Consider the following 11722-nt stretch of genomic DNA (forward strand, 5'->3'; position numbering starts at 1 on the left):
CCACGGGGACGTCGAGCTCGTAGATGAACTGCTTCAGGTTCAGCGGCTCGGCCCGCCCGGAGACGTGCTCGGCCGAGACCGTGGTGCCGCGGATCACGAAGATGTCCACGCCCGCGTCCACGACCGCCTTGGCGTACTTGGCGGTGCGCTGCGGCGACAGGCTGGCCGCGGTGGTGACCCCGGCGCGGGCGATCTCCTCGATCCGGCGGCCGATCAGGTCCTCGGAGATCGGCTCGGCGTACATGGCCTGCAGCCGCCTGGTGGCCGCCTGCTCCTCGAGCTCGCTGACCTCGGCGAGCAGCGGCTCGGGGTCCTCGTAGCGCGTCCACAGGCCCTCGAGGTCGAGCACGGCGAGGCCGCCGAGCCGGCCGATCTCGATGGCCGTGGCGGGCGAGACCACGCTGTCCATCGGGCAGGCCATCAGCGGCAGCTTGAACCGGTAGGCGTCGATCTGCCAGGCGATCGAGACCTCCTCAGGGTCCCGGGTGCGGCGCGCGGGCACGATGCCGATCTCGCCAAGCGAGTAGGCCCTCCTGCCGGTCTTGCCGCGGCCGATCTCCACGTCGGTCACGGCTCCATCATCTCCCGGCTCAAGGCTGTATCCCCCGGCTCAAGGCTGTATCCCCGGCTCAAGGCTGCTTCCCGTCCCGGCCCGCGCGGCCGCCGTAGTTCGGGGCCTCGACGGTCATCTGCACGTCGTGCGGGTGGCTCTCGGTCAGGCCGGCCGCGGTGATCTGGATGAACCTGGCCTCCTGCAGGTCGGCGATCGTGCGCGCGCCGCAGTACCCCATCGCCGCGCGCAGCCCGCCGACTAGCTGCCCGGCCACCGCCGCGAGAGGGCCGCGGTAGGGCACCTGGCCCTCGATGCCCTGCGGCACGAGCTTGTCCTCGCGCAGCACGTCGTCCTGGAAGTACCGGTCCTTGGAGTAGGAGCGGCCGCGTTCCCTGTTCCGCATCGCGCCGAGCGAGCCCATGCCGCGGTAGAGCTTGTACTGCTTGCCGTTGATGAAGACGACCTCGCCTGGGCTCTCCTCGCAGCCGGCCAGCAGGCTGCCGAGCATCACCGCGTCGGCGCCCGCGGCGATGGCCTTGGCGATGTCGCCGGAGTACTGCAGGCCGCCGTCGCCGATGACCGGGACCCCGGCGGGCCGTGCCGCCTGCGCCGCCTCGTAGATCGCGGTCACCTGCGGCACGCCCACCCCGGTCACCACCCGGGTGGTGCAGATCGAGCCGGGACCGACGCCGACCTTGATGCCGTCCGCCCCGGCGTCAAGCAGGGCCTGCGCGCCCGCCCTCGTGGCCACGTTGCCGCCGATCACCTCGGTGTCGGAGTTGGCCTTGATCTGCGCGACCATGTCCAGCACGGCCTGGGAGTGCCCGTGCGCGGTGTCCACCACCAGGAAGTCCGCGCCGGCCTCGGTCAGCGCCTGCGCGCGGAGCTTGGCGTCCTCGCCGACGCCGACCGCGGCGCCGACCACGAGCCTGCCCGCGGCGTCCTTGGTGGCGTACGGGAACTTCTCGCTCTTGGTGAAGTCCTTCACGGTGATCAGCCCGCGAATCCGGCCGGCCTGATCGACCAGCGGCAGCTTCTCGACCTTGTGCTGGCGCAGCAGCCGCAGCGCCTCCTCGGGCGCCACCCCGACCGGGGCGGTCACCAGCGGCATCGGCGTCATCACCTCGGCCACCCGGCGGCCGTGATCGGTCTCGAAGCGGATGTCCCTGTTGGTGACGATGCCGAGCAGCACGCCGTCGGAGCTCGTCACCGGCACGCCGGAGATCCGGTACCTGCCGCACAGTCCTTCCACGTCCGCGATCGTGGCGTCGGGACCGCAGGTCACCGGGTCGGTGATCATGCCGGCCTCGGACCGCTTGACCATGTCCACCTGCTGCGCCTGCTCCTCCACGGACAGGTTCCTGTGCAGCACGCCGACGCCGCCCTGGCGGGCCATGGCGATCGCCATCCTGGCCTCGGTCACGGTGTCCATGGACGCCGACACCAGCGGGACGCGCAGCCGGTAACGGCGGGTGATCCAGGTGCCCGTGTCCGCCTCGCTCGGCATCACGCCGGAGTAGGCGGGGAGAAGCAGCACGTCGTCGAAGGTCAGCCCGGGCGGCCCGAACTTTTCTTCGGGGCCTGGGCGTACGTGATCGGTCATGGCACCTTCACCAGGAGTGGCAGCGGGGATGCGTCCATCCTAATGACGAAACCCGGGTTCGGATCAGAACCCGGGTCTCGTCGTGTCGTAACTCTCAGTGCGGGTGGCTGTGGCCGTGGCCCACGGCCTCGGGCTCCTTCTCCTCCGGCTTCTCGACGACCAGGGTCTCCGTGGTCAGCAGCATGCCGGCGATGGACGCCGCGTTCTGCACCGCGGACCTGGTCACCTTGACCGGGTCGATGATGCCCTGGGCCATCAGGTCGCCGTACTCGCCGCTGGCCGCGTTGTAGCCGTGCCCGGCGGGCAGCGACGCGATCTTGGCCACGACGACCGAGCCTTCCTCGCCGGCGTTCAGCGCGATCCAGCGGGCCGGCTCGGACAGCGAGCGCTCGACCACCTTGACGCCGGTGGCCTCGTCGCCGGTGCGGCCGAGGTCGCCGAGGTCGGCGGCCACGTGCACCAGGCTGCTGCCGCCGCCGGCGATGATGCCCTCCTCGATGGCGGCCCTGGTGGCGGAGATGGCGTCCTCAAGGCGGTGCTTCTTCTCCTTGAGCTCCACCTCGGTGGCCGCGCCGACCTTGAGCACGCAGACGCCGCCGGAGAGCTTGGCCAGCCGCTCCTGCAGCTTCTCCCGGTCCCAGTCGGAGTCGGTGTTCTCGATCTCGGTGCGGATCTGCCTGATCCGGTCCTCGATCGCGGCCTTGTCGCCCGCGCCGTCGGTGATCGTGGTGTTGTCCTTCGTGACCACGATGCGGCGAGCACGGCCTAGCGCGTCCAGGCCGACCGAGTCCAGCTTGATGCCGAGCTCCTCGCTGACCACGGTCGCGCCGGTGAGCGTCGCGATGTCGGCGAGCATGGCCTTGCGGCGGTCGCCGAAGCCCGGCGCCTTCGCCGCGGCGATCGCCAGCAGCCCGCGGATCTTGTTGACGACGATCGTGGCGAGTGCCTCGCCCTCGACGTCCTCGGCGATCACGAGCAGCGGCTTCTTGGCCTGGGCGACCTTCTCGAGCAGCGGCAGGAAGTCCGCCATCGAGGAGATCTTGGCCTGGTGCACCAGAACGTAGGCGTCCTCGAGCACGGCCTCCAGGCTTTCCGGGTCGGTGATGAAGTACTGCGAGATGTAGCCCTTGTCGAACTGGAGGCCTTCGGTGAACTCCAGCTCGAGGCCCATCGTCGGGGACTCCTCGACGGTGACGACACCGTCCTTGCCGACCTTGGCGAACGCCTCGGCGATCAGCTCGCCGATCTTCGTGTCCTGCGCGGAGATCGTCGCGACGTGCGCGATCTCGGTCTGCTCCTCCACCTCGCGGGCGGACTTGAGCAGTCGCTCGGAGACCTCGGCCGCGGCGGCGTCGATGCCGCGCTTGAGGCTCATCGGGTTGGCGCCGGCCGCGACCGAGCGGAGCCCGAGGTGAACCATCGCCTGCGCGAGCACGGTCGCCGTGGTGGTGCCGTCACCCGCGACGTCGTTCGTCTTGGTGGCGACCTCCTTGGCCAGCTGGGCGCCGAGGTTCTCATACGGGTTCTCGAGCTCCACCTCCTTGGCGACGGTCACGCCGTCGTTGGTGATGGTGGGGGCGCCCCACTTCTTGTCGATGACGACGTTGCGGCCGCGGGGGCCGAGCGTCACCTTCACGGCGTCGGCGAGCCGGTCCACGCCACGCTCAAGGTGGCGGCGGGCGTCCTCGTCGAACTCCAGGATCTTGGGCATTGACTACCTCAACCTACGGTTGGATCAGGCTGGTACGTGGACGCCGACGTGGCTCCGGCGGCGGGACCGTGGCGCGGTCCCGCCGCCGGAGCCCGTCTGGCGTTGCTTACTTCTCGATGATCGCGAGCACGTCGCGGGCCGAGAGCACCAGGTACTCCTCGCCCGAGTACTTCACTTCCGTGCCGCCGTACTTGCTGTACAGCACCACGTCGCCGACCTTGACGTCGATCGGCACGCGCTTGGCGCCCGAATCGTCGAAACGGCCGGGACCGACCGCGAGGACCTTCCCCTCCTGGGGCTTTTCCTTCGCGGTGTCCGGGATGACAAGCCCGGACGCGGTGACTTGCTCAGCCTCGAGCGGCTGGACCACGATCCGGTCCTCGAGTGGTTTGAGAACAACCTTGGTGGCGGTCGTCACGATCTGACCTCCCCCTCCGGAAAGGCTAATGGTGAGTTGCTTTGGGAGGCGACCAGGGCCGGCCTGCCGTCGCGGGTGTCAGACCTTGCCTCGTCGCATTAGCACTCTACACCAGTGAGTGCTAATCCCGAACAGTAGCCGCCACTCCCGACGCCGTCAACACGGATCGGTAACGTCCCGGGCTATTCCCACTCGATGGTCCCCGGCGGCTTGCTCGTGACGTCGAGGACGACGCGGTTCACGTCCCTGACCTCGTTGGTGATCCTGGTAGAGATCCGGGCGAGCACGTCATAGGGAATCCTGGCCCAGTCCGCGGTCATCGCGTCCTCGCTCGTTACCGGGCGCAGGACCACGGGGTGCCCGTAGGTGCGGCCGTCTCCCTGCACGCCCACCGAGCGCACGCCGGCGAGCAGCACCACAGGGCACTGCCAGACGGCCTGGTCCAGGCCGGCGGCGGTCATCTCGGCGCGGGCGATCGCGTCCGCCTCGCGCAGGATCTCCAGTCGCGGCGCCGTGACCTCGCCGATGATCCTGATCGCCAGGCCGGGGCCGGGGAACGGCTGGCGCCAGACGATCTCCTGCGGCAGGCCGAGCTCTTCGCCGACCCTCCGCACCTCGTCCTTGAACAGCCAGCGCAGCGGCTCGACGAGCCGGAACTTCAGGTCGTCTGGGAGCCCGCCCACGTTGTGGTGCGACTTGATGTTGGCGGTGCCGGTGCCGCCGCCGGACTCGACCACGTCGGGGTACAGGGTGCCCTGGACGAGGAATTCCGTCGACTCGCCGTGCGCGCCGGCCTCGGCGCCGATCTCCCTGGCCGCGCGCTCGAACGCCCGGATGAACTCCCGGCCGACGACCTTGCGCTTGGCCTCGGGGTCGGTGATCCCGCGCAGCGCGCCGAGGAACGCCGCGGACGCGTCCGCCACCCGCAGGCTCACCCCGGTCGCCGCGACGAAGTCCTTCTCGACCTGCGCCGGCTCCCCCTTGCGCAGCAGGCCGTGGTCTACGAACACGCAGGTCAGCCGGTCCCCGATGGCACGCTGCACCAGGGCAGCGGCCACGGCGGAGTCCACGCCGCCCGACAGCCCCGCGATCGCGCGCCCGCCCCCTACCTGCTCCCTGATCCGCCCGGTCTGCTCCTCGACGATGTTCAGCATCGTCCACGTGGGCCGGCACCCGGCCGCGTCGAGGAAGCGGCGCACGATCGTCGTCCCGTGCTCGGTGTGCATGACCTCGGGGTGGAACTGCACACCGTAGAGCCCCCGGTCCGGGGCCTCGACCGCCGCGGCGGGCGTCGCGGCGGTGCGCGCCGTGACCGTGAAGCCCGGCGGCGCCGCGGTGGACGTGTCGCCGTGCGACATCCACACGGCGAGCTGCGGGCCGAGCCCGGCGAGGAGCCGCCCCCCGTCCGTCACCTGCAGCGGGGTGCCCCCGTACTCGGCCGCCCCGGTGCGCTCGACGGCGCCGCCGAGTTCCCGCACGAGCACCTGATGCCCGTAGCAGATGCCGAGCACCGGCACGCCCGCGTCGAACAGCCCCGCCGGGGCGGCTGGCGCGCCGGGCTCGTACACCGAGGCGGGGCCGCCGGACAGGATGATCGCCTTGGGCTGCTTCGCCAGCAGCTCGCTGACCGGCATCGTCGATGGAACGATCTCCGAGTACACGTGGCACTCGCGCACCCGGCGGGCGATCAGCTGGGCGTACTGCGCGCCGAAGTCGACGACCAGAACGGTGTCAAACCCACCAGGCCCAGACACGTGTACCGCCCCTCTCTCCCGTTGGCCAGGGAGCTTCCCCGCGTGAGGGCAGTTTAGCCGCCAGTCAGCGACGTCGGGGTGACGCGCAGCCGGGCGATCCGGCGGCCGTCCAGCTCGGTGACCGTGATCGTGTGGCCGGGCACCTTGACCGACTCCCCGGCGGCGGGCAGCTCGCCAAGCGCCGCGAGCACGTAGCCGGCGACGGTCTCGTACGGGCCCTCGGGCAGCTCGATGCCGGTCTGCTCGGCGAACTCGTCCAGGTTGAGCAGGCCGTCAACTTCCACCTCACCGCGCGGCAGCTTGGTGGCCGCGGCCTGCCCGGTGTCGTACTCGTCCCTGATGTCGCCGATCAGCTCCTCCACCAGGTCCTCGAGCGTGACGATGCCGGCGGTGCCGCCGTACTCGTCGGCCACGATCGCCAGGTGCGCCCTGTCCCTGCGCATCTCCGACAGCGAGGAAAGCACGGTCTTGCTGATCGGCAGGAACTTGACCGGCCTGACCACCTGGTCCACGAGGGCCGAGCGCTCAGGGGCGGCCGGCCCGAGCAGGTCCCGCACGTGCACGAAGCCGACGACGTTGTCGTAGGAGTCCTGGTAGACGGGCAGCCGCGAGTACGGCACGCTGGCGGCGAGCCGCGCGGCCTCGCCTACCGTGGTGCCGGCCGCGAGGAACTCCACCTCGGTGCGCGGCAGCAGCACCTCGCGGATCTGCCGCTTGCCCGCGTCGAACACCTCGCCGACGATGCGCCGCTCGTCCGCGCTGAGCGCCTGGGTGCCGGCCACAAGCTCGCGCAGTTCCTGCTCGGTCATGGCCTGGCGGCTCTGCCGCGGGTCGGCGCCCACCAGGGTGACCGCCGCGTTGACCGATTTCGAGAGCAGCCACACCACGGGCCGCGCCAGCGTCGCGATGAAGTCAAGGATCGGCGCGGCGAACAGGGACAGCGGCACCGCGCGCTGCAGCCCGATCCGCTTGGGCGCAAGCTCGCCGAAGACCAGGCTGACGTAGGTAATGCACACGGTCACCACGGCGAACGCCAGCGGCGACGCCACGTCGCCGGACAGCCCCTGCCGGACCAGCCAGGACCGCAGCAGGCCGACCAGGGTGTCGGCGCCGAACGCGCCGGTCACCAGCGTCGCCAGCGTCACGCCGATCTGGACGGCTGACAGGAACCGGTTCGGGTCCGCCGCGAGCCGCGCGGCCTTCGCGCCGCGCCTGCCGCGCCGGTTCATGGATCGCACCTGGCCCTCGCGCAGCGAAACCAGCGCCATCTCGGCGGACGCGAAAAAGCCGCCGATGGACACGATGATGAGGACGATGATCACGTCCAGGACGACCCTGCTCACGCTGCGATCGCCGACTTCCTCCGCCGCGCGCCCGTGAGATCGTCGCCGGACGCGCTATCCGCTCTCTTTATCCCGGCTTATCCCGGCCAGCATTCGTGCGGCCAGTCTAGACCGGATAACGTATGCGTCCCGTGAGGAAGGCATGGCCGCGCGCGCGGGATAGGTCCGGGTTTGCGGCGCGCCGTCGGGTACGCTCGGTGCAATGCGCGCCGCGGCGGGCGGCTCGGGAGGATGCGTGAGCGCCTGCGTGTGGTTCGCTCCAGGGCGGGCCAACCTGATGGGTGAGCACACCGACTACAACACGGGTTTCGTGCTGCCCTTCGCGCTGGCCCAGGGCGTGACGGCCACCGCCGTCGCGCGGCCTGACCGGCTGCTCGTGCTGCGGTCCAAGCAGGTGCCCGACGAGCCAGTCACCGTCTCCCCCGACTCGCTCGCGCCGGGGTCGGTGGCGGGCTGGGCGGCCTACCCGGCCGGCGTGGCGTGGGCACTGCGCGAGGCCGGGTACCGGGTCCCCGGGGCGTCCATCGACATCGACTCCGACCTGCCGGTGGGCGCGGGCGTGGCGTCCTCGGCCGCCCTGGAGTGCTCGGTGGCGCTCGCGCTGTGCGGCCTCGCCGGAGCGCAGGTGGCACGGCGCGACCTGGCCGCGATCGCCAAGCGTGCGGAAAACGAGTTCGTCGGGGCGCCGACCGGGATCATCGACCAGGCCGCCGCCCTGCTCTGCCGGGCGGGCCACGCGATGCTGCTCGACTGCGGGACGATGGACATCACCCACGTGCCGTTCCGGCCCGGCCGGGACGGAATGACCGCGCTGGTCATCGACACCCGCGTCCCGCATGCCCTCGTGTCAGGGGAGTACGGCCGGCGGCGATCGGAGTGCGAGCAGGCAACCCGGCTGCTCGGCGTCCCGTCGCTCGGTTCGGTGGCGGACGCCGCGCTCGCCGGCCGGCTCGCCGATCCCGTCCTGCGGCGGCGGGTCCGGCACGTGGTCACCGACAGCGCCCGCGCGCGGGCGATCGCCGCCGCGCTCGCCGCCGAGGCCGACCAGGCCGACCAGGCCGCCACCGCGCAGGAAACGTACCGGTTCATCGGCCGGCTGCTCACGCAGGCGCACCTGTCCCTGCGGGATGACCTGGAGATCTCCTGGCCGGAAGCGGACATAGCGGTGGACGCCGCGATCGCGGCGGGCGCGTACGGCGCGCGGATGCTCGGCGGCGGGTTCGGCGGGTCGGTGCTGGCCCTCGTCCCGGCGCAGCGCCTGCCCGCGGCCCGCGCCGCGCTCACCGAGGCGTTCGCGCAGCGCTCATGGACGCCGCCGGAGTTCCTCGACGCGGTCCCGTCCGCCGCAGCCCGGCGGATCGCGTGACAGGGAGCGCGGGGCGCGGGATCGTGGAACGAGCGGAGCACCGGCAAGCAGGAGGAATCTAGTGACGACGCGCGACGACGCGGCCGCGATCGCGGATGAAGTCAGGCAGTTGCGGCACGACATCCACCGTGAGCCTGAGATAGGGCTGGACCTGCCGAAGACGCAGCGCAAGGTGCTCGCCGCCCTTGACGGACTCCCGCTGGAGATCGCCATCGGCAGGGAGCTCACGTCGGTGACCGCCGTGCTGCGCGGCGGGAAACCAGGTCCTGTGGTCCTGCTCCGCGCCGACATGGACGCGCTGCCGGTGACCGAGGAGACGGGCCTGCCGTACGCCTCGCGGATCGGCGGTGCGATGCACGCGTGCGGCCACGACCTGCACACGGCCATGCTGGTCGGCGCGGCGCGGCTGCTCTGCGGCCGGCGCGACGAACTCGGCGGCACCGTGGTCTTCATGTTCCAGCCGGGCGAAGAGGGTTGCCACGGCGCCAGGCAGATGATCACGGAGGGCCTGCTCGAGGCGGCAGGGGAACGGCCGGCGGCCGCCTACGCGCTGCACGTCGCCTCCTACGAGCTGCCTGCCGGCACGTTCTCGACCAGGCCAGGGCCGATCCTGGCCGCGGCGGACTTCATCGACGTCACGGTCCAGGGCCGCGGCGGGCACGCCTCCGCACCGCACCTGGGCGCCGACCCGGTCCCCGTCGCCTGCGAGATCGTGACCGCCTTGCAGACGATGGTGACCCGCCGCTTCGACGTGTTCGACCCGGTGGTGATCACGGTGGGCAGCCTGCACGCCGGCACCGTGCGGAACGTGATACCCGACGAGGCCAGGCTCGAGGCCACCGCGCGGTCCTTCAGCGAGGAGGCGAGAAACCGGCTCGAAGTGGAGTCGGTCCGGCTCGTTCGGGATATCGCCCTCGCGCACGGCCTGCAGGCGGACGCACAGTACCTGCGCGGCTACCCGGTTACGCTCAACGACCCGGCGGAGGCGGCATTCGCCACCGCGACCGTGTCGGACATGTTCGGCGGCGGGCGGGCACGCACGCGGGCGCACCCGCTGACCGGCGGCGAGGACTTCTCCTACGTCCTGCAGCAGGTGCCCGGCGCGTTCGTGTTCCTCGGCGCGTGCCCGCCCGGCACCGACCCGCAAACGGCCCCGTCCAACCACTCGGCAGTCGCCGTCTTCGACGACTGCGTGCTCGCGGACGGGGCCGCCCTCTACGCGGAGCTGGCCCTGCGCCGCCTGGCGCGGGGATAACCGGGCAAGCCGGGCATCGGCCCGCCTGCAGGCCCGCTACAGGCTCGCGACGTCCGCCTGCTTGGCCCGGACGGCCGCAGCGGCCGCGCGCAGCGCCGCAAGCTCGGACTCCGCCAAGTCGCGCTCGACCACCCGGCGCACGCCGGCCGACCCGATCTCCGCCTCAACGCCCAGGTAGACGCCGCTGATGCCGTACTGGCCGTCAACCCAGGCGCAGACCGGCATGATCGCGCCGGAGTCCTCCGCCACCGCGCGGGCCATCCGCGCGGCGGCCGCCGACGGAGCATAGTAGGCCGACCCGGTCTTGAGCAGCGCGACGATCTCGCCGCCGCCGTTGCGGGTCCGCTCGACGAGCGCCTCGACCTCGGTGTCGGGCAGCAGCGACGACAGCGGCTTGCCGTCGACGAAGCAGGCGGACGGCACAGGCACCATCGTGTCGCCGTGCGATCCCAGGGTCAGCGTCGTGACGGACCGAACCGGCACGCCGAGCTTTTCCGCCACGAAGTAGCTGAACCGCGCGGTGTCCAGCATGCCCGCCTGCCCGAGCACCCGGTGCGACGGGAACCCGGAGACCTTCGCGGCCAGCGCGGTCATCTCGTCAAGCGGGTTGGACACGACGATCAGCACGGCCTCTGGCGCGTGCTTGGCGACGTTTTCCACCACGTTCCTGACGATCTTGGCGTTGACCTCGATCAGGTCCATCCGGCTCATGCCCGGCTTGCGGGGAAGGCCGGCGGTGACCACGACGATCCCCGCGCCGGCGATCGCCTCGTACCCCTCGCCTGACGGGCCCGTGGTCTGGCCGGTCACCTTGGTCTCGAACCCTTCGACCGGCCGCGACTGGTTCATGTCCAGCGCGAGCCCCTCCGGCTTGCCGTCGATGATGTCGGTGAGCACGACCTCGTCGAAGATGTCATACTCGGCGAGCCGCTGCGCCGTGGTCGACCCGTAGAAGCCCGCACCGATGACGGCTACCTTCCCCTTGCGTGACATGTCGTGAAATCTCCCTAGGTGATAAGCGAGTCAGCTGGCCATCGCGGCACGCAGGTTAGCATCAAGCGCGGCGAGGAACTCCTGCGTGGTCAGGTACGGCGTGTAGGGCCCGATGAGCAGCGCCAGGTCCTTGGTCATCTGGCCGGCCTCGATGGTCTCGACGCAGACCTGCTCCAGAGTGCGCGCGAACTCCGTCACCTCGGGCGTCCCGTCGAGCTTGCCGCGGTGCGCCAGCCCGCGCGTCCAGGCGAAGATCGAGGCCACCGGGTTGGTCGACGTGGGCTTGCCCTGCTGATGCTGACGGTAGTGCCTGGTCACGGTGCCGTGCGCGGCCTCGGCCTCCACGGTGCGGCCGTCCGGCGTCATCAGCACGCTGGTCATCAGCCCAAGCGAGCCGTATCCCTGCGCCACGACGTCGGACTGCACGTCCCCGTCGTAGTTCTTGCAGGCCCAGACGATGCCGCCCTCCCACTTGAGCACCTGCGCGACCATGTCGTCGATCAGCCGGTGCTCGTAGGTGATGCCCGCCGCCTCGAACTCGGCCTTGAACTCCGACTCGAAGGTCTCCGCGAAGATGTCCTTGAAGCGCCCGTCGTAGGCCTTCAGGATCGTGTTCTTCGTGGACAGGTAGAGCGGGAGCCGCCGGTCGAGCGCGTACCGCATCGTGGCGCGCGCGAAGTCGCGGATCGAGTCGTCGTAGTTGTACATGGCCATCGCCACGCCGCC

Annotated in this window: 10 protein-coding genes; 2 read left to right on the top strand and 8 right to left on the bottom strand. The window is 71.0% G+C overall.

The window, feature by feature from the left end; all coding sequences use genetic code 11:
* From Q1N79_RS09290 to Q1N79_RS09315, 6 genes are all read right to left on the bottom strand, one after another.
* Positions 1-562 (bottom strand): IMP dehydrogenase (locus Q1N79_RS09290; protein WP_300606886.1); only part of this gene is annotated, 562 nt, incomplete at its 3' end.
* A 67-nt stretch (positions 563-629) separates the two neighbouring features.
* The gene (guaB, locus tag Q1N79_RS09295; RefSeq protein WP_300606863.1) at positions 630-2156 is read right to left on the bottom strand and encodes an IMP dehydrogenase; all 1527 of its coding nucleotides are present in this window, start codon (positions 2154-2156) and stop codon (positions 630-632) included.
* A gap of 94 nt (positions 2157-2250) precedes the next feature.
* On the bottom strand, positions 2251-3867 hold the full coding sequence (groL, locus tag Q1N79_RS09300; protein WP_300606865.1) for a chaperonin GroEL: 1617 nt from the start codon (positions 3865-3867) through the stop codon (positions 2251-2253).
* Positions 3868-3973: 106 nt separating this feature from the next.
* Positions 3974-4288 carry a co-chaperone GroES gene (gene groES / locus Q1N79_RS09305; RefSeq protein WP_300606890.1) on the bottom strand — a complete coding sequence of 105 codons (315 nt, stop codon included), beginning with the start codon at positions 4286-4288 and terminating at the stop codon, positions 3974-3976.
* A gap of 179 nt (positions 4289-4467) precedes the next feature.
* On the bottom strand, positions 4468-6039 hold the full coding sequence (guaA, locus tag Q1N79_RS09310) for a glutamine-hydrolyzing GMP synthase (protein WP_300606868.1): 1572 nt from the start codon (positions 6037-6039) through the stop codon (positions 4468-4470).
* Between the two features lie 53 nt (positions 6040-6092).
* Positions 6093-7382, bottom strand: a complete 1290-nt coding sequence (locus tag Q1N79_RS09315; RefSeq protein WP_300606871.1) for a hemolysin family protein — start codon at positions 7380-7382, stop codon at positions 6093-6095.
* Between the two features lie 202 nt (positions 7383-7584).
* On the opposite strand from Q1N79_RS09315, the gene galK reads away from it, so the two are divergent.
* Together galK and Q1N79_RS09325 are read left to right on the top strand one after the other, a co-directional pair.
* Entirely contained in the window at positions 7585-8748 is a 1164-nt protein-coding gene (galK, locus tag Q1N79_RS09320; RefSeq protein WP_300606874.1) for a galactokinase, read from the top strand.
* A gap of 61 nt (positions 8749-8809) precedes the next feature.
* The gene (locus tag Q1N79_RS09325; protein WP_300606877.1) at positions 8810-10003 is read left to right on the top strand and encodes a M20 family metallopeptidase; all 1194 of its coding nucleotides are present in this window, start codon (positions 8810-8812) and stop codon (positions 10001-10003) included.
* A 36-nt stretch (positions 10004-10039) separates the two neighbouring features.
* On the opposite strand, the gene mdh is transcribed toward Q1N79_RS09325, so the two are convergent.
* Both mdh and Q1N79_RS09335 read right to left on the bottom strand, forming a co-directional pair.
* Positions 10040-10996: a malate dehydrogenase gene (gene mdh, locus Q1N79_RS09330; RefSeq protein ID WP_300606880.1), complete on the bottom strand. Its 957-nt coding sequence runs from the start codon at positions 10994-10996 to the stop codon at positions 10040-10042.
* A 30-nt stretch (positions 10997-11026) separates the two neighbouring features.
* On the bottom strand, positions 11027-11722 hold a 696-nt coding region (locus tag Q1N79_RS09335), incomplete at its 5' end, for an NADP-dependent isocitrate dehydrogenase (protein WP_300606883.1).

The sequence above is a fragment of the Trebonia sp. genome, assembly GCF_030042015.1.
Taxonomy (GTDB): Bacteria; Actinomycetota; Actinomycetes; order Streptosporangiales; family Streptosporangiaceae; genus Trebonia.